This is a genomic window from Streptomyces sp. NPDC051561 (genome assembly GCF_044454195.1).
Taxonomy (GTDB): Bacteria; Actinomycetota; Actinomycetes; order Streptomycetales; family Streptomycetaceae; genus Streptomyces.
This window is the reverse complement of the sequence record NZ_JBITDM010000001.1, coordinates 890,802-910,938: the sequence shown is the minus strand read 5'-3', so window position 1 is coordinate 910,938 and position 20,137 is coordinate 890,802. Positions and strand designations below refer to the sequence as shown.

Genomic DNA, 20,137 nt, shown 5'->3' with positions numbered 1-20,137 from the left:
CCGCTGCAGGGTGATTGACCCCGGCTGAGCCGTCTGCGGGCGAGGTGCGGGCCTGAACCTCGCGGCCCCCAAGGATGAGGCGGGGCGCGTTACTTCTGAGTGGCGCGGCTCGTTGCGACTGCGACCAGCCACACCACACACAGGAGAAGTCAATGCGTCATCACAAGGCCTCTGCCACTGCACTCGCCGTTCTCGTTTCGGGCTCTGCACTGGCTGCCGCGGGCACCGCTCAGGCTTCTGCGGCCGAGGCGGCGCCGAAGCCGCGCCCGGCCGCTGCGGCGCCGGCCGACGATCTGCTGGGCGGGCTCCCTGTGGTGGGTGGGCTGACCAAGGGCGGATCGCCCGTCGGACCCGCGGCCGGGCTGCTCGGCGGCCTCCCGATCGGCGGCTGACGCCGCGCTGCTGTGCGCTCGGTGGGTGTGGCCGGTAGGGACGCCCACCGTTGGACAGCCGGCCGGGCTGCGGGTTCCTCATCCTCCTGCCTTGTCCGCTGAAGGCTTTCTTGAGTCTTTCCAATGAGGCACTGCTCCTTTCGGGTGACCGCTGAAGTTCGCAGAACTAAATTAGTTTCCTCAATGCTGTCGGCTCGTTACGAATAGCGACGACGGTGCTACGGGATTCCTTAATGGCTCGTGCATCACGAAATACGTGCTGTGCACAGTGCCGTCGAAAGAAAGGTCACAAAATGAAGCGCATGAAGGTTGCTGCCGTTATCGCCGGCTCGCTGATGGCCCTGGGTGCGGCCTCCCCCGCGATGGCGGACGCTGGCGCTGACGCCGCGGCCTCGAACTCGCCCGGCGTCCTCTCCGGCAACGTCGTCCAGGTTCCGGTTCACGTTCCCGTGAACGTCTGCGGCAACAGCATCAACGTGATCGCTCTGCTGAACCCGGCATTCGGCAACACCTGCGTCAACAAGTAATTCCACATCCGAACCCTCGTGTGTTCGGACCTGGCCAGCCCCTGAATACACGCCTTGTGTTCGGGGGCTGCCCAATCAATGCCTCCTCATGTGTGGGTGAGCAATCGGCTTGCCCCGCAAGCATGAAAGACAGGGAACGGCGAAGTGCGACAGGTTTTGAGTAAGAGCGTGCTGGTAACAGCAGCCGTCTCAGGTGTGCTCTCCATGACCACTGGTTATGCCCACGCCGATGCGGTGGGCGACAGCACGGTCTCGAACTCGCCGGGGGTCATCTCCGGCAACAGTGCCCAGGTTCCGGTGCATGTTCCGGTGAACCTCTGCGGCAACACGGTCAACGTCATTGGCCTGCTGAACCCTGCGTTCGGCAACAAGTGCACCAACAGCTCCTCGGCTAAGCCGGGCAAGAGCAGCGGCGCGGCGGCCTCCTCGAAGGTCACCGGGTCGCCGGGTGTCGGGTCGGGCAACAACGTGCAGGTCCCCGTGCACGTTCCGGTCAACGCCTGCGGCAACACGGTGAACGTGGTGGCTGCGCTCAACCCGGCGTTCGGCAACACGTGCTCCAACGGGCCGGCCAAGACGACTCCGCCTGCGGACGAGCCCCCGGCCGACGAGCCCCCGGCCGACGAGCCCCCGGCCGACGAGCCCCCCGCGGACGAGCCCCCGGCCGACGAACCTCCGGCGGACGAGCCCCCGGCCGACGAGCCCCCGGCTGCGGACGAGCCCCCCGCCACTCCGCCGAAAGCCCCGGCGGGGCCCGGCAAGCCCGGTGGCAAGCCCCACCTGGCGCACACCGGTGCCGGTGAGCTCGGCGGCGCTGCGGCCCTGAGTGCGGCACTTCTTGCTGGTGGCGTGCTGCTGACCCGTCGCGGACGCGCTGCCCAGCACTGATTCGGGCGGGCAGCGAACGATGCTGCTCCGGTGGGGCAGGCCTCAAAGGCCTGCCCCACCTTTTTGTCCCCTCGTTCCCGGCATGCGGGTGAAGTTCGAGGAATTGAGCATGGATTCAGTTTCTCCGGAGGTCGGGCGCGCGTTAGTCACGGTGCAGGCGCCACGTGAGGAAGTCCCACAGCGCCGAAATCCCTAAGAACCACCACGGAGAATGAGGAGATTTACATGAAGTACACGAAGGCTGCTTCGGTTCTCGCTGTGTCGATGGTTGCCGTCGCTGCGGGATCCTCGGCGGCGATCGCTCAGCCCGGCGCCATGCCGACCAACCCGTCGATGAGCCTCAACTCCGGTTTGGCGCAGGTGGTGGACGCGTACAACACGCACACCAAGGCCCTCAATGCCCCGCTGCCGGTGGTCGATGAGGCGAAGGGCGCGGCGAAGATGGTGACCGATGCCAAGGACTCGGACCCGATGGAGCTGGTCGAGGGCGCGGTAGGCGGAAAGGGCGCGGGTTCGATGCTCGGCGGGCTCCCCCTCGGCTGATTGCGCTTGGCTGATCGCGCTTGCAGGGGGCAGTTGGCCTAATCGGTTGCCCCGCAGGCGTGACGTGGAGGGCCATTGGGGAGGATGCGGGCGTGCGGCGGTATGCCTCCTTGCGTCTCCATCCCCCTCCATGGGAGTTCACATGCGCAAGTTCGGACAGACCGTAGTTCTGGCGGCCATGACGGCCGCTGCCCTTCTTCCGCTGGCTGGTACGGCGTCGGCCGCAGCTGCCGAATCGTCGGTCAAGCCTGCTGCGATCGACCGCTGCTGGCTGCACCACGGGAAGGTGTACTGCTCTGATGACCCGCGCTGGTACCCGCACTACACCGGTGTCGGCGTCGGTCTGGGCCTGGGTCTGGGCATCGGCCTGCTCTGAGCGGTAACAGCACGATAAGAAGGTGGGGCCCCACAGATGCTGTGTGGGGCCCCACCTTCTTGCGCAGCCTGTGATCAGCTGTTGGCGGCGTCGTTGCCGAACGCCGGGTTGAGCAGGCCGATCACGTTGGCGGTGTTGCCGGCGACGTTGACCGGAACGTGCACGGGGACCTGCGCCTGGTTGCCGGAGATAACACCCGGGGACTGGGTCGCAGCGCCCTCGGCCTCGGAGTCGGCGGCAGCGGTACCGGCGGCGGCGCCAGCAGCGAGACCGGCGGTGGCGAGGACGAATGCAGCCTTCTTCGCAGCGTTCATTTTGATTTACCTCCTGGAGAAGTCGGGGTGTTTCGAGGATCCTTACACACCCGCAGCACAGGCCGGAAAGCAGAATGGACTGCTGAATAAATTTTCCCACCGATGGCTTATTGATAATTCTTTCTCCATGTATTACTCAGTTCACGTGAAAAGCATTGCGCCCGGCCCCGATGAGGGGCCGGGCGCAATGCGTTCACTCGGGCTGGATCAGCGCTTCCTTGAGAAGACCGCGGTCAGAGTGTGGTCACGGTCGTCGCTGAAGGACATGGCGGTTTCACCGATTGTTCTGTCGGTGTCTCCGCCGTACTCCTCGTCGTCCAGGAGCCAGCCGGTGAACACGTAGCCCGGTGCCGGGGTGGCGGTGGCGGTAACGGTGTCTCCCTCGGCGTAGGGGCCCTGCTCGGAGACGGCGATCGTGCCTCGACCGCCTCGAACCTCGGTGTCGAGGTCGTACTTGTTGCGGTCGAACTCCGCGCGCAGCTGCAGGTGTTCGTCGTCCAGCGCGAGTTCGATGGTGTCGTCGTCACCGGCGTGCGAGCCGTTGAGGGTCCAGCCGGAGAAGGACCAGCCGGGGGCCGGCACCGCGTCGTAGAGCAGGGTGTCGGTGGCGGGGCCGCCTCGCTTGGCGGGCGCCTTCTTCACGGTGCCGCCGCGGGTGGCGGAGGTCTGGACGCTCTTCTGCGGGGTGGAGCCCTTGCGGAAGGTCGCGGTGAGCTGCCGGTCGGCGGTCACGGGCAGGTTGAGGGTGCGGTCGGTTCCGTAGTTGCGCCCGTTGAGCGTCCACGCGGCGAAGACGTAGCCGGGCTTGGGCTTGGCGGTGAACAGAGCTGCGGTGCCCTTGGGGTACGGGCCGGGCTGGGCGGCCTCGACGGTGCCGGCCCCGGCGGGGGTGACCGCGGTACTGACCGCGCACAGGGTGTCGCTCGACTTGGTGTCGCGGTAGGTGGCGATGGCCTTGGTGGTGGTGTTGAAGACGCGGGCCGCGTCGGCCTCGTTGGGCTTGCCGAGCGGCACGCCCAGCGGCTGGCCGCGGTAGCTGAGCAGCGGGTTGGAGAACTGGTTGATGCGCCCGCACTTGCCGCTGGTGGCTTTGCGGCACCCGGACTCGTAGGCCATCAGGGAGGCGAATTCGCCGGTCTTCGGGAAGTACCCGTTGGCGCCGTAGGGCGGCGGCTGGTTGGGCTGGGTGACGCGGTCGTGCGAGGAGCCGAGGTTGTGGCCGATTTCGTGCCCGAGGGAGAAGTTCTTCAGCGCGGCGTGCGCCACCACGTTGTAGCCGTAGTTGGCGGTGGACTTCGCGGGGGCCTTGGGCGAATAGCCGAGGCCGCCTGCCGCTCTTCCGCCGGCGATCACCGAAACCAGGTCCGCGCCGTGCTTGTCGCGCAGGGCCTGCATCTCGTCGAGGAGGTTGTCACGCGGAGTGGCGAGCGCCTTGATCAGGTCCTGGGTGACGCCGTCGCGGGCAGCGGGGACCTTGCTGACCGGGGGAATGTGCACCAGGCGGATGCGGGCGTTGACCTTGCTGTCCGCCAGGGCGTCGTTGGTGAGTGCCACGGACCTGGTGATGTCGGCGCGCATCTGGCTGACGCCGCCGGCTTCGGCGAGGGCCTTGGGCGTGTAGCCGACGATGAGGTCGATCAGAGCCGACTTGCTGCCCTGGCGGCAGTCCTTGTCCGGGGCGACCGGGAGCGCCCGCGGTGTGGCCGGCCGTGCGGCCGCCGGGGCGGGCGGCATGCTCATGTCGATTTCGTCCTCGTCGCCCAGCGGGGTCACCTGGGTGATCGACACCCGGCCGGGGCCGGTGGACTCAAGGGCGTAGTTGTCGCCGCCCAGCATGAAGTGGGCTGTCACCTGCTCGTTGCCGAACGTGCCGTCGCAGGCTCCCTGCGCGGTGGCGACCACCTGCTGGCCGACTGCTCCCTTGACGGCGGCGCTGATCACGGTGACGTCGCCGATGACGCTGCGGGACTGCTCGACCACCTCGACGGTCACGTCGTCGAAGAGGGGGAAGGTGTACTCACGGTCGGAGGGGCCCTGGCACAGGGCGTCGAGCGCTTGACGGTTGAGCATGGCATCGCGCTGGCGTACGGCCTCCGCGCCGCCACCGTCCTCCGGGGTGGTGTCCTCGGCAGGGGGCGCCACGGACAGCATCGAGCCGGGGCCGCTGAATACTGCGGCTTGCGGGTGGAACGGGGCGGGCGGCGCCGAGAACCCGGTGGCACCGAGGACCATCGCGCCGAGCGCGATGCCTCCGGCCCACTTGTTGCTGCGCTTCACGTGTCAGCTGCTTCCTGCCGGTGAGAATGGGACACACCCTCCATTCCCAGACAGAGGTGCTATGGCATCGCGGCGTTCCGTGATATCACCCGCGTGCCGTGCGGCAAGTCACTGGCTATGCGTATTCCACTGAGGACGCGACGAGCAAACGGGTGAGTGTCGTCGAGCGTTCCGCGGGCATGCGGTAATCTGACACTCGAACCTGTCCAGGCGGGATTCACAGCCGTCGGCTTTCATGCCGTCGAAAACCGCCGCGTTGTCGTTCAGGTTCTCATTCCTCCGCATGACGAAAACGCACAGTACTGAGCCCCCCGAATTGGTTCTCGGGGGGCTCAGTACTGCGTGGAAAGGTCCGGCAGGTGTGTGCAGCCCGCAGGCTGCACACACGGAGGATCAGCGGTTGTGGTGACCGTTGCCCGAGAGGACCGGGAAGTCGTTGAGCAGGTGCGAGAGCGGCTCGTCACCCTTGGCCTGGGTGGAGTTCTCGACACACTGCTGGTTCTGCGGCGCGGACAGGATCGGGACGTCCTGGACGCCGACCGGCACCAGGCCGACGAGCGAGGTGGCGTTGGCCTTGGCCGGCAGACCGATGCAGGGCTTGTTGAGCGAGCCCTGGACCAGGGACATCTGCGGGCTCATGTCACCGGCGGTCTTGGAGTTGCCGTAGTGCTGCTCGGCCTCGTTGCCGCTCTTGGAGGTGGTGCCGTTGTCGTCGGCGAGCGCCATGGCCTGCGTGGCACCGAGGCTCATCGTGGCGGCTGCAAGCATGGCGGTCGCCATGATCTTCTTCATCTCTGCGTCCTTCTTTTCCATGGAGTACCCCTCGTGGAGCCCCCTGCAGAACTTCTGGCAGGAGGTTTGGTTATCCGCATTCACCCGAATGGCGGCAAAGTTGCCTCCAGCGGGCAGTTAGAGCGACGAACCGACTTACTGGAAGTACGTGCGGAGCCACCGGCTGAGTAGCTCTTATGCCATTCGGGTGAACGGAAAGAACCAAACCAGTCGCCGGGCGGTTAGGGAGCAAGTAAGCAGCCAGCCCCCCGGTAACGAAGAGGTTTTCTCCATGCGTAACAAGATGATGGTTTCTTCTGCGGTCGCGGCAGCCGCCATGTCCCTCGGCGTCATCGCCGCCCCCCAGGCCATGGCGATCGCGGACGACGGCGGCACCACGTCGATGAGCGGCAACGGCGCCGAGCAGCACTACGGCAACGCTGAGACCGCCGGTGACATGAGCCCGCAGATGTCCCTGGTCCAGGGCTCGCTGAACAAGCCCTGTGTCGGCCTGCCGGCCAAGGCCAACCTGACCTCCCTCGTGGGCGTGGTCCCGGTTGGCGTCCAGGACATCCCGATCCTGTCCGCGCCGCAGAACCAGCAGTGTGTCGAGAACTCCACCCAGGCCAAGGGTGACGAGCCGCTCTCGCACATCCTGGAGGACTTCCCGGTTCTCTCCGGCAACGGCGCCAACAACCGCTGACACCAGGGCTGAGCGCCCTGGAGCGGTAAGCGGTACGTGCGTGTGAACAGCCGCTCGCGCGCATGGGGATGAGGTGAGCAGTGTGGGGCCCTGCGAAGAATTCTTCGCAGGGCCCCACATGTGCGCGGCGTGAGCGGCTACTTGCGCAGGCGAGCGGCGGGAAGGCGGCAGTGGGCGGCCGTAGTGATGGTGTCCTCATCGCCCACGAAGGCCTGGAGCTCGTTCTCGGTGACCGGCTGTCCGGGCTTGTGGTCCGGCCAGGGGCGCGTGGTGAACATCAGATGTACCTGGCCGCGCTTCTCGGTGGCAGCGGTCCACTCCGGCGGGACAGCGCAGGTGACGTTGAGGTCGGGCATGGTCAGGACTGCATTGCCGCCGTCCACCATGAGAGTCACGGGAACAGTGGAGAGTGCACCGTTGGCGATGGGCCCGCCCGTGGTGAGTCCGGCCCCGGCGAGCACTGCACGGACTGCGGCGTCGCCCTCCTCGTCGGTGCCGGCGCCGTCGCCCAGGGGGTAGGCGAGCAGGAATGCGGCGTCATGGCCGTCGTCGACGTGCTCGCCCGCCCAGGGGAGAACGGCGATGGTGCCCAAGTGGGCGCGGTTGAGCGGGGCCTTGGTCTGGGTTGAAGTCATGCGACAGGACAGTAGTTGCGCCGCTTGACCGTTCAGAGGCTTGTGTCACCCACTCAGGCTAAGAAGCGCCCGCTGATAGCCCTTACGTGTATCCGTGCGGTGGCCGCGTGTCGTGCCCGCACTCCCCGCGGTCCGTGGGTTATGGCGGTCCGTCCGCGGCCGCGGGACGTTCGGCGACGGGCAACGGCCGCGTGCGGGGCGCCGGCAGAGCGCAGGAGGCGGAGCAGAACCGTGGGGGGATACCGGCTTGCGCATGCGGGCCGAGGGGCTGTCGCAGGTGGCGCACTGTCCGGTTTGCCGGCGGATGTGGTGCGTCTCGGCTCGGCAGATCTCTGTGAGCCGATGCCGCCCTCGTTCACGGGCATCGCGCAGGGCCCACTCCTTCTCCTGGGACCAGGAGGTTGGCGCGTCGTGCTCCTGCTGTGCGAAGAGGGCGTCCACCAGCACGGTGATCACTCTGTCGCAGGCGTCGGCAGCGGCGGCTGATCGGGCAAGGAGTTCGGCCTCGGGGCTTCCCTCGCCACGACTCGGGTGGTCGCCGAGGTCCTGCCCGAGCCCCCAGCGGTGTGCCATCTCGGTGAGTGTGTCCGCATTGCAGTCGGCCAGATGTTCGTCGCAGAAGACGATCTGCGGATGGGGTGCGGGGCAGTCGCAGCCGGGATGGCGGCACAGTTCATCGAGGCCGGCGCAGACGAGCGTCAGGGAGAAGCGGCGCCGTTCATGGACGATCACCGCGCGTCTTCCGGGATCCAGTATTTCCGGCGTCAGCCTCGCGTCCTGGCCGGCACCTGCCAAGGCGCCCGCGAGATTCAGCACGCAGCTGACCGGGACGGCCGTCCCCAGGACTTGGGAGGTGAAGCCGATCGGGCCTGTTGTCGCGGGGCCGCTCCACAGGGGCGCTGCGGGAGCGGTCACGCATTCCGTCAGCAGCTCTCTCAGGAGGAAGGGGGGACGCGTCGGTGAGGGGTGGAATCCGGCGTCGGGGGGCTCTGCCTCAAAGGACGTTGTGCCGGATGCGACTCTCGCGTGCCACTGCGAGGAACCCATGGCCTCCACCCGTCGGCCGTCCTTCGCCATGGTTGTCCTTCCGCATCACGCGCCGGGGCTGAGGCTGCGTCAGAAGGGGACCGGGGTGCGCGCACCGCGCGCCGTTCCAGCGCGTTTTCCTCAAGAACGCCCGGCCGTGACCTGGGCAGCACCGACAGTCTGGCCCCCTGCCGGGCTCATTGGCGGGACGCCACGGTCTGCCGGACGGCACAACCGCTGCCGGCCCGGAATTGCACCGGCTTCCAGCGGGGAGCCCGCTCGGTAGGGGCACGTGGGGTCGCCGGGGAGGTTGGGGCGGTCGTGCGGAAGGAGGCAGAACGTGCGGCGGGGGGCTTCCCGTCCGGCCCGTACGGCTCACCACTGCGTCTTTCGGTCCCGTCAGGCCCGTGCGGGGTCTTGTCCGACGACGTGCAGCTTTGGGTGGTGATCGTGGAAGAGTTGCCAGTCCATGACCAGGCGGAAGCGACGGTGGGCCTCCAGGCGCTGCGCGTCGGCCGGTTCCTCGCCGCGCTGGAGGCGGGCTTCGCCGGACTCCACGAGTTCCGCGAGTGCGATCCGGACGTCGTCGACCTCCTGGCCGGTGCCGGCCGCGAGGCGTTCCAGGGAGGTGAGGGTCTCCTCCGGTTCGCCCAGGTCGTCGGCGAGGTGGTCGACGAGGGTGTTGACGAGCGGGCCGGTGCGCATCGACCAGCGCATCCCGTCAATGCGCTCGGTGAGTTCGGCGTCCAGGGGCAGCAGGTCGTCGGGCAGCGGGAGCGTGTCGGGCATCGACCACCGGGTGCCGTCCTGGGTCTCCTCGCGGTGGGCCAGGCCCCACGCCAGGTAGAGCTCGGCCAGGTCCCGCGCCGTGGTGGGGACAGGGAACCCGGCTTTCGTCAGCATGGTGCTGAACTGGTCCCAGCGGGCCGCCTCGGACGCCTCGCGGCCCGCCGGCTCGTCCTCGTAGTGCCACTGCCCATCGGGCCAGAAGAACGTGAGGGTGCCGTCGAGGTCACCGCCGATCATGTCCCAGTGGCCGTCGAAGGCCTCCTGCATGAGCTCGTCCAGTGAGCCGGTGAAGCCTTGGGACGCGGTCCCGATCAGCATGGTCAGAGCGACGCCCTGGCGGGGCAGAACGTGGTCCCAGCCCGAGGGAAACCAGTCGTTGTGCATCGCCAGATCCGGGCGCGGGCCGGGCACGGACGGGTTAGCAGTCATGCTCAGCTCTTCCTCGAAAACGCCTCGACGCCCGCAGCCTATCCGGCGAGGCGCGCAAAATCTCACGAACATCACATCCATGCCAAATGGCCCGGGGCAAGGCTTAGTTGCTCGCGGACACGGGGGCGCAGGACGCCGTGCCGGCACGGAACCGGCGTGCGCGCTCACCTGCACGCCGCCGACGTCCGGGTCGGCGAAGTCGGCGAGGTCGGCGAGGTCGGCGGTCACGATGTCCTGGGTGCCGGGCAGATCGGTGGAGTGGACGACATCGCCGGTGACCGGGGTGAGGTCGGTGGTGGCGCAGCTCCTGGACAGCATGTGCGCTGCCGTATCCCCGGCATGGCGGAAACCTGACAGGCCGATTTGCGGGGCCGTGACCCGGGTCGCCATGGATCCGCTGAACTGCTTCGACGGGATCCGGCATTCGGGGGACGAGCCGCCTGCCGGCCACTCGGGCGGGCATACGGGACGACGTCGAAACAGCCCCCGCCCGGTCAGGGTGTGTACGTTCTGGTCGGGCAGGTGGCGGCCGACTCCGGCGGTGCGGTGTGGGCCCCGCTGATCGCCGCCCTGTGCCTGGCACTGCTGACTGCCGCCTCCTACGCCGAGTTCGTCACGCTTCCCCTCGCCCTCGTACCGGCCCTCTTTCTGGCCGCCCTGGCGCTGCTGAACGCCCGGGGCATCAGCGAGTCGACCCGGGCCAACGTCGTCGCCACCGTCATCGAGGTCGGCGGGCTGCTGCTCGTGATCGGGCTGGGCTGCTGGATCGTGCTGCGCGGCGAAGGGAACCCGGTGAGGCTGACGGACCTGGGCACCGCGAGCGAGGGCCCCGTGGCGGCCCTGTTCAGCGGGGCGGTACTCGCCTCCTACTCCTTCGTCGGCTTCGAGACGTCGGTCAACGTGGCCGAGGAGACCCTGGACCCTCGCCGTTCCTACCCCCGCGCGCTCTTCGGCGCCCTGATCACCGCGGGAGCGGTGTACGCGCTGGTCGGGGCCGCTGCGGCGGCAGCCCGTACCGACCGAGAAACTGGCCGCGTCGAGCGGGCCCCTGCTCGAAGTCGTCCGGGTGGCGGGCGGGGTCCCCACCGAACTCTTCAGCGATATCGCCCTGGTGGCCGTCGCCAACGGAGCCCTCATTTCCGCGCGCCGACCGCCGTTCCGGTGCTGGGCGCCGCCTCCTGCGTGCTGCTCGCGACGCAGGTCGAACGGGACGTCTGGATCAGAGGCCTCATCGTCCTGGCCGTCGGGGCCGTACTGGGCGCTGTCGCGGCGGTGCGCCTGCGCCGCGAGGGGTAGAGGGGGCCGCGGTGACGTGCCCGGCCGTGTCAGGGCGGCCGGGCACGTCACGTGACTCACCGCTGGTGGGCAGCGATCAGCCGTCCGTACCAGTGGTAGCTGTCCTTCGGTGTGCGTTGCTGCGTGGCGTAGTCGACGTGGACGATGCCGAAGCGTTTCGCGTAGCCGAGGGCCCACTCGAAGTTGTCCAGGAGGGACCAGACGTAGTAGCCGCGGACGTCGACGCCGGCGTCCATGGCGGCGCGCAGTGCCGTGAGGTGGTCGTGCAGGTAGGTGACGCGGTCGGCGTCGTGGACGGCGCCGTCCGCGGCGATCTCGTCGTGCTCGGCGGAACCGTTCTCGGTGATGTGGACCGGGGGGAGGGCGTCGCCGTAGGTCTCCTTGAGGGAGGTCAGGAGGTCGGTGAAGGTCTCGGGGACGACCGGCCAGTTCATCGCCGTGCGGCGGACGTCCCCGTACGGCTGCTCCGTGTAGCGGTTGTCGGTGGCCACGCGCTGCGCGGGGTCGCTCTCGCGGTACGGGGCGTCGGCGACGACGATCGGGCGGTAGTAGTTGATGCCGAGGAAGTCCATCGGCTGGGCGATGAGTTCGAGGTCGCCGTCGCGCCGGAAGTCCTGGTGGGTGAGGAGTTCGCCCCAGGTGTCCGCCTCCGTGACGGGGTAGCGGCCCGCGAGGAGCGGTTCGGTCCATACGAGGTTGTGCTGGGTGTCGGCACGGTCGGCGGCGGCGCGGTCGGCGGGCGAGTGGGTGGCGGGGAGGTTGCGGTCGAGGTTGAGGGTGATGCCCGCCTCGCGCACGCCGGCCGCGCGCAGCGCCCGCATGGCCAGGCCGTGGCCGACGAGCAGGTGGTGGGCGGCGGCGAGAGCGCCGCTGCCCTCCTTGGCGCCCGGTGCGTGGCGGCCCACCGAGTAGCCGAGGAAGGCGCTGCACCAGGGTTCGTTGAGGGTGATCCAGCGCGGGACGCGGTCGGCGAGGTGGTCGGCGGCGATCGCCGCATACTCGGCGAACCGTTCGGCGGTGTCGCGGACCCGCCAGCCGCCCCGGTCTTCGAGGGCCTGCGGCAGGTCCCAGTGGTAGAGGGTGGCCGCCGGTTCGATGCCCGCTTCGAGGAGTTCGTCCACCAGGCGGGAGTAGAAGTCGAGGCCCTTGGGGTTCACCGGCCCCTGCCCGGTCGGCTGAATGCGCGGCCAGGCGAGCGAGAACCGGTACGAGCCGACGCCGAGGCCACGCAGGAGCGCCACGTCCTCGGGGTAGCGGTGGTAGTGGTCGCAGGCCACGTCGCCGGTGTCGCCGCCGTCGGTGCGGCCCGGGGTGTGGCTGTAGGTGTCCCAGATGGAGCGGCCGCGGCCGTCCTCCGCGACGGCACCCTCGATCTGGTACGAGGCGGTGGCCGCGCCGAACACGAAGCCGGAGGGGAAGGAAGGGAGCAAGTCGCGCATCGGAAGCCTTACTTGACGGATCCGCCGGTGATCCCGGCGGCGATGTACTTCTGGGCGAGGACGAGCAGCACGGCCGCCGGGACCGCCGACAGGACAGCGGCGGCCATCACCTGGCCCCAGTCGCCGACGTGGGCGCCGATGTACTGGTAGATGCCGAGCGTGACGGGTTTGACGTCGTCGGTGGTGTTGAGGGTGAGCGCGAACATGAAGTCGCTCCACGCGTACAGGAAGGAGAAGAGCCCCGCGGTGATCACGGCGTTGCGGCTCATCGGCAGCACGACCTGGACGAACGTACGCAGCTTGCTCGCTCCGTCGACCTCGGCCGCCTCGATGACCTCCTGGGGGATGGCCAGCATGAAGGAGCGCATCAGGACGATGGCGAAGGGGATGCCGAGCGAGGCGTCGGCGAGCATCAGCCCGAAGTAGGAGTTGACCAGGCCGAGATCGACGTAGGCGCTGTAGAGGGCGTTGGCGATGACGATGCCCGGCACCATCTGGGTGATGAGGGTGCCGAACACGATGCCCTTGGCGGCCGGCAGCCGGAACTGGGCGAGGCCGTACGCGGCGGGCGCGGCGATCGCCAGGCAGATGGCGACGGCGCCGAGCGCGACGGCGAGGGAGGTCAGCAGGTGGCCGCCCTGCTCGCCGAGAGCGGCCGTGAAGCCGGACAGGTCCAGCGAGGTCGGTACGGGGGCGACTTCGAGCAGCCCCGACTCGGGTTGCAGCGCCGTGTTGATCATCCAGTACAGCGGGAACAGCATCACGCACAGGAACAGCACACCGGCGGCGGTGGCGCCCCAGCGGCGCCCGGGTGCGGTGCGGTTCGGCATGCGTACGACGGACGGTTGGTTGGTCGCCATGCCGGTCACTTCCCCTCGGAGCGGTTGGCCCGCAGGTAGAACACCGCGAAGACGGCGGATATCAGGATCAGGACGTTGCCGACGACGGCGCCGGCGCCGAAGTCCAGCTCCACGAAGGAGTTCTGGTAGGTGAGCGTGCCGAGCGTCTGTGTGGAGTCGGCCGGTCCGCCGTCGGTGAGGGCCAGGATCAGGTCGAGGATTTTGACCGTCGACATGAAGCCCAGCACGAGCACGACCGTGATGACCGGCTTGAGCAGCGGCAGCGTGATGGAGCGGAAGGTGCGCCAGGCGGACGCTCCGTCCAGGGACGCGGCCTCGTGCATCTCCCTGGGGACCTCCTGGAGGCCGCCGTAGAGGATCACCATGTTGAACGGGATGCCGATCCAGATGTTCACCAGGATCACCGAGAACAGGGCCATGCCGGGGCTGGTCAGCCAGGGGGTGCTGCCGCCGAGGCCGAGCGTGTCGGCGAAGGAGTTCAGGACGCCGGTGTCCTGGTCGAGGATGCGGCGCCACACGATGCCGGAGACCACCATGGGCACGAGCCAGGGCAGCAGGATCAGCGAGCGGAGGAACCCGTTGAGCGGGAAGCGCTTGGTGAAGAAGACGGCGAGCGCGAGGCCGATGCCGAACTGGCCGGCCAGCGACCCGATCGTGAAGAGGGCCGTGTGCCACAGCGCCTGACCGAAGAGCTCGTCGTGGAAGACCTTGCTCCAGTTGTCGGTGCCGTTGAAGGGGGCCTCGCCGTCGAAGAACGTGGACGGTGAGAAGTCCTGGAAGCTCATCACGATGTTGCGGACGAGCGGGTAGCCGAAGAACAGCAGCATGAAGACGACGGCGGGGGCGATGAAGCCCCACTGGGAGATCCTGCGGCGGCGCCGCTTGCGCAGCGGGTCGCTCCCGCCCCCGCGCACGACCCGTGGGGCGGCGGGAGCGGTGGTGGGACCGGTGGCGGTCGTGGTGGTCGGCATGGTCGTGGTTTCCCTCAGTTCCCGCTCGTCGCGCGCTGCTGCGCCTTCTTCAGCGCGGCCTCGCTGCGCTGTCCGGTGAGCGCGGACTGGAAGGCGCTCTGCAGGGCAAGTGACACCGACGGCCATCGGTCGCCGACCTTCGTGGTGCGCGAGCGGGCGGTGGCCACCTGGTCGGCGAGCGCGCCCAGCTCGGGCACCTCCTTGCGCCAGGTCGCGGCAGCCTTCTCGTTCGCCGGGACCATCCAGCTGTTGCGCGCGTAGCTGATCTGCTCCCGCTCCGAGGACATGCACCCGACGATCTTCGCGGCGGTCTTCTCCCGGGCGGTGTCACCGGTGCGGGGGACGGTGAGTACGGTGCCGCCGAGGGGGCCGACGGAGTCGTCGCCCGCCTCGGGTACCGGGATCTGCGCGATCTCCCAGTGCAGGTCCTTCTTGGTGTTGAGGGTCTCCACCTGCCACGGGCCGTTGATCATCATCGCCGCGTTCCCGGCCATGAACTGGTCGTTGACGTCGGCCTGGGTCCAGTTGACGGTCGATTTCGACAGTGAGCCGTCGTCGATGAGGCTCTTCCAGTAGTCGAGCGCCCCGGCGACGTTCCTGGTGGCGAGGTCCCGCTCGTCACCGCCGTTGGACCACATGAACGGGGTGAACTGGAAGACGCCGTCCTCGGCGCCGCCCGCGCTCAGGGCGATGCCGTACCGCTTGCCCCGGGTGAGCTGCTTCGCGCTTTCCCTCATCTCGGCCCATGTGGTGGGCACGTGGAGGCCGGCCTCGTCGAGGATGCCCTTGTTGTAGAAGAGGGCGAGGGTGTTCACGGTGCGCGCGGCGCCGTAGTACGTGCCCTTGTACGAGCCGAAGTCGACGATGCCCCGGGGAACGTTCTCGGTGGACAGGCCGAGGGTGCGCAGGTCGACGAGGCCGCCCGCCTCGGCGAAGGTCGGCATCTCGGAGGCGTCGAACTGGATGACGTCGGGGAGCGACTTCGAGGACGCCATCCGCAGCGACTTGGTCATCACCTGTGCGGCGGGGACGCTCTGCTGCTCGACGGTGATGCCGAGTTGCTTGCCGCAGCGCGCGAGCGTGGCGGCGTCCCACCCGTGGTAGGAGTCGTCGGTCGACGAGTTGAGGACGGTGAAGACGTCGTCGTCGCGCTGCTGGCCGCAGCCTGCGAGGGCGGCGCCCGCGACGAGTGCGGAGACGACGGTGAAGGGGACCTTGGCCCGTCGTCCGGTACGGCGGCGCCTGGCGCGCGGCACGTCCGGAGGGGGTGCTGCTGTCACGATGGGTTGCCCTTGCCTGGGAGGGGTGGCCGGTTCCGGCGGAACGCCTGTGTTCCGCCGGGGGTGTGCGCGGTGTCCTGTGCGGCTCGGCCTGCGCCGTACGGGCTGGGGGTGAGCGGGCGGTCGCGGTGTGGACCGGCAGCCCGTACGCCGACGCCGGCCCCACGTCTCCCGGGTGGTTTGTTTACAGAGATGACTAATACGCCATGACGCGTCGAAGCGCTAGACCTCTCGGCCCAGATTGCTCCCGGAAGTCTCTGTAACCCCTAGAAGAAGGCGTGTCGAAGCGCTTCGACATTCTGCCGCTTCCACTCTTGCTCTTTTGTTTTCCTTGCGCTCAAATGACCTGGGCGCGGCACCACGTGCGAGGCCGGGCGACGTCTCCCCCGCCACCGTCACCCGCCCTGCTGACCCGAACCACTCCTGCTCCCCTGGGAAAATCATGAAGTTCACCGACGGCTTCTGGCTGATGCGCGACGGGGTCGACGCCTCGTACGCCACCGAGGCCCGAGACATCCGCGCCGGCACCGATCGCTTCACCGCGTACGCCGCCGTCCAGCGCGTCGAGCGCCGTGGCAGCACCCTCAACTCGCCTCTCCTGACGGCCGATTGCTTCTCACCCGCCGAGGGCGTCATCGGTGTCCGCATCACCCACCACGCGGGCAAGCGGCACCCCGGCCCCGACTTCGCCCTGCCCGGCTCGCACTCCTCCGCCGGGCAGGTGCACCGGGAAGGCAGCGTCGTCCAGTTGCAGAGCGGTGCCCTGTCCGTCCAGCTGGACACCGCCGCACCCTGGTCGCTGTCCTTCCGCGACGCCGCCGGACGCGAGGTGACCCGGGCGGGCCGCAAGGGCACGGCCTTCGTGACCACCGCCGACGGCGCACACCACATGGCCGTACAACTCGCCCTCGGCGTGGGCGAGCAGGTCTACGGCCTCGGCGAACACTTCACCCCGTTCGTCAAGAACGGCCAGGTCGTCGACATGTGGCAGGCCGACGGCGGCACCAGCAGCGAACAGGCGTACAAGAACGTGCCGTTCAGCCTGCACCTCTCCCCCGCAGGCGCGTACGGAGTGTTCGTCGACCACCCCGGCAGGGTCGGCTACGAGGTCGGCTCCGAATCGGTCGGCCAGTTGCAGTTCAGCGTCGAGGACCAGACCCTCACGTACTACGTCGTCGCCGGCCCCACCCCCAAGGACGTGCTGCGTCGCTACACCGCGCTGACCGGCCGCCCCGCCCTTCCGCCGGCCTGGTCCTTCGGCCTGTGGCTGACCACGTCGTTCACCACGCAGTACGACGAGGAGACCGTCACCTCCTTCGTCGACGGCATGGCCGAGCGCGACCTCCCCCTCTCCGTCTTCCACTTCGACTGCTTCTGGATGCGCGAGTACCAGTGGTCGGACTTCACCTGGGACCCGGACGTCTTCCCCGACCCGGTGGGCATGCTGGCCCGCCTCAAGGAGCGGGGCCTGCGGATCTCCGTCTGGATCAACCCGTACATCGCCCAGAAGTCCGCCCTGTTCGACGAGGCCGCGCAGTACGGATATCTGGTGCGGCGGCCGAACGGCGACATCTGGCAGTGGGACCTGTGGCAGGCCGGCATGGGGCTGGTCGACTTCACGAACCCAAAGGCCTGTGCCTGGTTCCAGAAGAAACTGAAGGTCCTCCTCGACCAGGGTGTCGACTGCTTCAAGACGGACTTCGGCGAGCGCATCCCCACCGACGTCCAGTGGCACGACGGCTCCGACCCGGAACGCATGCACAACTACTACACGCACCTGTACAACCGGGTGGTCTTCGAGCTGCTGCAGAAGGAGCGCGGCGTCGGCGAGGCGGTGCTGTTCGCCCGCTCCGCGACGGCGGGCGGCCAGCAGTTCCCGGTGCACTGGGGCGGCGACTGCTTCTCGTCGTTCGGTGCGATGGCCGAGTCGCTGCGCGGCGGGCTCTCCCTGTCGCTGTCCGGCTTCGGCTTCTGGTCGCACGACATCGGCGGCTTCGAGGGGACGCCCGACGCGGCCGTCTTCAAGCGCTGGCTGGCCTTCGGCCTGCTGTCCTCGCACAGCCGCCTGCACGGTTCCAGTTCGTACCGGGTGCCGTGGGAGTTCGGCGACGAAGCGGTGGACGTGACACGGAAGTTCACCCTCCTCAAACACCGCCTGATGCCGTATCTGTACGGTGCCGCTGCCGAGGCCCACCGCGAGGGCGTGCCCCTGATGCGGCCCATGCTGCTGGAGTTCCCCCAGGACCCGACGTCCCGGGCCCTCGACCGGCAGTACATGCTCGGCCCCGACCTGCTGGTGGCCCCGGTCTTCACCGAGGACGGCGACGTCGAGTTCTACCTCCCCGAAGGGGTCTGGACGCACCTGCTGACCGGCGCACAGGTGCAGGGTCCCTGCTGGCGACGCGAGACCCACGGCTTCGACAGCCTGCCGCTGTACGTCCGCGAGGGCGCGGTGCTCCCGTTCGGCGCCGACGACCAGCGCCCCGACGGCGACTGGGCCGACGGCCTTACTTTGCTGGTCGCCCCCGGCCTGCGTTCCGCGACGGTCACCCTGCCGGACCACGCGGGCCGCACGCGGGTGACCTACCGGGTGACCAGGGACGCCGAGAGCGGAACGGTGACGGTGGCGGCTCCCGACGGGGAGGCGGTACCGCAGGTCAGAGAGCTGTGAGCGGCTGACCGTGGGACGGCGGGCCCGGGGAGGGGCTCGCCGTCTCCGTGCTGTGCGAGGGCCCGCGTTCTGCCGGGGGCCCGAGGACGTACCAAGGGGGCGGAGAGAGACTCTCAGTTCCCGGCAGGAGCCTGTCCGCTGCTCGCGCGGACCACGAGTTCGGGCGGCAGGAGGACGACCTCGTCGCCGTCCGCACCGTTGATCTTCGCGACGAGGCGTTCGACCGCCCGGCGGGCCATCTCGCGGGCCGGGATGGTGACGGAGGTCAGGCGGACCGAGCCCTGGAGGGCCACCTGTTCCGGGCAGAGGGCGACCACCGAGATGTCCTCGGGCACCGCCCGCCGGTTCTGGCGCAGCAGGCCCAGCAGGGGTTCCAGCGCCTGCTCGTTCTGCACGACGAAGCCCGTGATGTCGGGGCGTTCGGCGAAGATCTGGCCCAGGGCCCCGGCCAGCGCGGCGTAGCTGCCCTCGCACGGGCGGTGCAGCACGCTCAGCCCCAGCGTGTGTGCCCGCGCGCGCAGTCCCACGAGGGTGCGCTCCGCGAAGCCGGTCCTGCGCTCGTACACCGCGGGCGCCTCGCCGATCACGGCGATCTGACGGTGTCCCAGCTGCCCGAGATGCTCCGCGCACAGGGCCCCGGCCTCGGCGAAGTCGAGGTCGACGCAGGTGAATCCGGCTGTTTGGGCGGGAAGGCCGATCAGTACCGCGGGACGGCCGCTCTCCTTCAGCAGCGGCAGCCGGGCATCGTCCAGCTCCACGTCCATCAGGATGATGGCGTCCGCCAGACCACTGCCGACCACCCGCCGCACGGCCTCCGGGCCCTCCTCCCCGGTGAGCATCAGGACGTCGAATCCGTGCTCGCGTGCGTGGGTGGCGACGCCGACGGCGATCTCCATCATCACCGGCACGTACATGTCCGTGCGCAGCGGCATCATCAGCGCGATGATGTTGGACCGGCTGCTCGCCAACGCCCTCGCCCCGGCGTTGGGGTGGTAACCCAGCTCCTGGACGCTGCGCTCGACCCGCTGCTTCGTGACCCCGGAGATGGTCCGCTTGCCACTGAGGACGTAACTCACCGTGCTCGCGGAAACTCCGGCGTGCTTCGCGACTTCGGCAAGGGTGACCATCGTCAATCTCCATCTGATGAAGCGCTTCAACAGCGCGCTCCGCGTAGATTACGGCTGATCCGAGGCGGCCAGGAAGGGGAGGTCCGAGGTCAGGTAGGAGATGACCATGTCCCCCAGCATCGTCCGGTAGTGGTCGCGGCGGGCGGCCTCGGTGAGGTCGCGGCCGAAGAGCGTGCGGAAGGTGTGCCGGTTGGAGACCCGGAAGAAGCAGAACGAGCTGATCATCGCGTGCAGGTCGACGGCGTCCACCTCGGCCGTGAACACGCCCTGCTCGCGCCCGGCCACGAGGATGGAGCCAATGACGTCGATCGCCGGGGAGTTGAGGGACGCGAGGTCCGGTGAAGCGCCGATGTGCTTCGCCTCGTGGATGTTCTCGATGCTGACGAGGCGGATGAAGGCCGGGTGTGCCTCGTGGTGGTCGAACGTGAGCTCGGCCAGCCGGCGGATGGCGGAGACCGGGTCCAGGTGCCCGACGTCGAGCTGCTGCTCCTCGTGCCGGATGACCGCGTACGCGCGCTCCAGGACCGCGGTGAAGAGCTGGTCCTTGCTGCCGAAGTAGTAGTAGATCATCCGTTTCGTGGTCCGCATGCGCGCGGCGATCTCGTCGACCCTGGCCCCCGCGAAGCCCTGGCGGGCGAACTCCTCGGTGGCCACCTCAAGGATTTCCGCCTGCGTGCGGGCCGCGTCCCTGGTGCGTTTGGTGGGCGGGGACGGCGGGGGGACAGCGGCGGCCATGCGGCTCCTCAGGGCTGACTTTCTGGCGCGGGTCAGTCTAGCCTCGGGGCCGTTCGAGGGATTTGTGGCTGGTGGGAGGGGGTTGAAG

21 protein-coding genes are annotated in these 20,137 nt (G+C 68.7%); 9 read left to right on the top strand and 12 right to left on the bottom strand.

Annotated elements, in window-relative coordinates; genetic code table 11:
* Positions 1–152: 152 nt before the first annotated feature.
* From ACIA73_RS04185 to ACIA73_RS04165, 5 genes are all read left to right on the top strand, one after another.
* Positions 153–392, top strand: coding sequence for a hypothetical protein (locus tag ACIA73_RS04185; RefSeq protein ID WP_399436689.1), 240 nt, complete (start codon positions 153–155; stop codon positions 390–392).
* Between the two features lie 293 nt (positions 393–685).
* Positions 686–919 (top strand): chaplin, encoded by a 234-nt coding sequence (locus tag ACIA73_RS04180; RefSeq protein ID WP_399436688.1) that lies wholly within the window; start codon positions 686–688, stop codon positions 917–919.
* A 204-nt stretch (positions 920–1,123) separates the two neighbouring features.
* Positions 1,124–1,807: a chaplin family protein gene (locus tag ACIA73_RS04175; RefSeq protein WP_399436687.1), complete on the top strand. Its 684-nt coding sequence runs from the start codon at positions 1,124–1,126 to the stop codon at positions 1,805–1,807.
* Positions 1,808–2,032: 225 nt separating this feature from the next.
* On the top strand, positions 2,033–2,350 hold the full coding sequence (locus ACIA73_RS04170; protein WP_399436686.1) for a hypothetical protein: 318 nt from the start codon (positions 2,033–2,035) through the stop codon (positions 2,348–2,350).
* A 142-nt stretch (positions 2,351–2,492) separates the two neighbouring features.
* Positions 2,493–2,726 (top strand): hypothetical protein, encoded by a 234-nt coding sequence (locus tag ACIA73_RS04165; protein ID WP_399436685.1) that lies wholly within the window; start codon positions 2,493–2,495, stop codon positions 2,724–2,726.
* Positions 2,727–2,800: 74 nt separating this feature from the next.
* On the opposite strand, the gene ACIA73_RS04160 is transcribed toward ACIA73_RS04165, so the two are convergent.
* The 3 genes from ACIA73_RS04160 to ACIA73_RS04150 form a co-directional block, all read right to left on the bottom strand.
* A complete protein-coding gene (locus ACIA73_RS04160; RefSeq protein ID WP_399436684.1) occupies positions 2,801–3,040 on the bottom strand; it encodes a chaplin in 240 nt (79 codons plus the stop codon).
* A gap of 207 nt (positions 3,041–3,247) precedes the next feature.
* Complete coding sequence (locus ACIA73_RS04155) at positions 3,248–5,317, bottom strand: reprolysin-like metallopeptidase (protein WP_399436683.1); 2,070 nt, start codon at positions 5,315–5,317, stop codon at positions 3,248–3,250.
* 393 nt (positions 5,318–5,710) lie between these two features.
* Positions 5,711–6,109 carry a rodlin gene (locus ACIA73_RS04150; RefSeq protein WP_399436772.1) on the bottom strand — a complete coding sequence of 133 codons (399 nt, stop codon included), beginning with the start codon at positions 6,107–6,109 and terminating at the stop codon, positions 5,711–5,713.
* A 271-nt stretch (positions 6,110–6,380) separates the two neighbouring features.
* Here ACIA73_RS04150 and ACIA73_RS04145 point away from each other — a divergent pair, with 271 nt between their 5' ends.
* On the top strand, positions 6,381–6,791 hold the full coding sequence (locus ACIA73_RS04145) for a rodlin (protein ID WP_399436682.1): 411 nt from the start codon (positions 6,381–6,383) through the stop codon (positions 6,789–6,791).
* Positions 6,792–6,928: 137 nt separating this feature from the next.
* Here the strand turns inward: ACIA73_RS04145 and ACIA73_RS04140 are convergent, their stop codons facing one another.
* The 3 genes from ACIA73_RS04140 to ACIA73_RS04130 form a co-directional block, all read right to left on the bottom strand.
* The gene (locus tag ACIA73_RS04140) at positions 6,929–7,426 is read right to left on the bottom strand and encodes a DUF5949 family protein (protein WP_399436681.1); all 498 of its coding nucleotides are present in this window, start codon (positions 7,424–7,426) and stop codon (positions 6,929–6,931) included.
* A 45-nt stretch (positions 7,427–7,471) separates the two neighbouring features.
* The gene (locus ACIA73_RS04135) at positions 7,472–8,242 is read right to left on the bottom strand and encodes a hypothetical protein (protein ID WP_399436680.1); all 771 of its coding nucleotides are present in this window, start codon (positions 8,240–8,242) and stop codon (positions 7,472–7,474) included.
* A 609-nt stretch (positions 8,243–8,851) separates the two neighbouring features.
* The gene (locus ACIA73_RS04130) at positions 8,852–9,670 is read right to left on the bottom strand and encodes a DUF6042 family protein (RefSeq protein WP_399436679.1); all 819 of its coding nucleotides are present in this window, start codon (positions 9,668–9,670) and stop codon (positions 8,852–8,854) included.
* Between the two features lie 156 nt (positions 9,671–9,826).
* Between ACIA73_RS04130 and ACIA73_RS04125 the strand changes: the two genes are divergently transcribed.
* Positions 9,827–10,024, top strand: a complete 198-nt coding sequence (locus ACIA73_RS04125; RefSeq protein ID WP_399436678.1) for a hypothetical protein — start codon at positions 9,827–9,829, stop codon at positions 10,022–10,024.
* A gap of 147 nt (positions 10,025–10,171) precedes the next feature.
* Complete coding sequence (locus tag ACIA73_RS04120) at positions 10,172–10,966, top strand: amino acid permease (protein ID WP_399436677.1); 795 nt, start codon at positions 10,172–10,174, stop codon at positions 10,964–10,966.
* A 56-nt stretch (positions 10,967–11,022) separates the two neighbouring features.
* On the opposite strand, the gene ACIA73_RS04115 is transcribed toward ACIA73_RS04120, so the two are convergent.
* The 4 genes from ACIA73_RS04115 to ACIA73_RS04100 are packed head-to-tail and all read right to left on the bottom strand — an operon-like array spanning position 11,023 to position 15,516.
* Positions 11,023–12,405, bottom strand: coding sequence for a GH1 family beta-glucosidase (locus tag ACIA73_RS04115; protein WP_399436676.1), 1,383 nt, complete (start codon positions 12,403–12,405; stop codon positions 11,023–11,025).
* A gap of 8 nt (positions 12,406–12,413) precedes the next feature.
* Positions 12,414–13,274 (bottom strand): carbohydrate ABC transporter permease, encoded by an 861-nt coding sequence (locus tag ACIA73_RS04110; RefSeq protein ID WP_399436675.1) that lies wholly within the window; start codon positions 13,272–13,274, stop codon positions 12,414–12,416.
* Positions 13,271–14,236: a carbohydrate ABC transporter permease gene (locus ACIA73_RS04105; protein ID WP_399436674.1), complete on the bottom strand. Its 966-nt coding sequence runs from the start codon at positions 14,234–14,236 to the stop codon at positions 13,271–13,273. The genes ACIA73_RS04110 and ACIA73_RS04105 overlap by 4 nt, the downstream gene beginning before the upstream one ends.
* Before the next feature lie 14 nt (positions 14,237–14,250).
* On the bottom strand, positions 14,251–15,516 hold the full coding sequence (locus ACIA73_RS04100; protein WP_399436673.1) for an ABC transporter substrate-binding protein: 1,266 nt from the start codon (positions 15,514–15,516) through the stop codon (positions 14,251–14,253).
* 442 nt (positions 15,517–15,958) lie between these two features.
* Between ACIA73_RS04100 and yicI the strand changes: the two genes are divergently transcribed.
* Entirely contained in the window at positions 15,959–18,187 is a 2,229-nt protein-coding gene (gene yicI / locus ACIA73_RS04095; protein ID WP_399436672.1) for an alpha-xylosidase, read from the top strand.
* Positions 18,188–18,300: 113 nt separating this feature from the next.
* Here the strand turns inward: yicI and ACIA73_RS04090 are convergent, their stop codons facing one another.
* Together ACIA73_RS04090 and ACIA73_RS04085 are read right to left on the bottom strand one after the other, a co-directional pair.
* Positions 18,301–19,314: a LacI family DNA-binding transcriptional regulator gene (locus ACIA73_RS04090; protein ID WP_399436671.1), complete on the bottom strand. Its 1,014-nt coding sequence runs from the start codon at positions 19,312–19,314 to the stop codon at positions 18,301–18,303.
* Positions 19,315–19,362: 48 nt separating this feature from the next.
* The gene (locus ACIA73_RS04085; RefSeq protein WP_399436670.1) at positions 19,363–20,049 is read right to left on the bottom strand and encodes a TetR/AcrR family transcriptional regulator; all 687 of its coding nucleotides are present in this window, start codon (positions 20,047–20,049) and stop codon (positions 19,363–19,365) included.
* Positions 20,050–20,137: the final 88 nt, after the last annotated feature.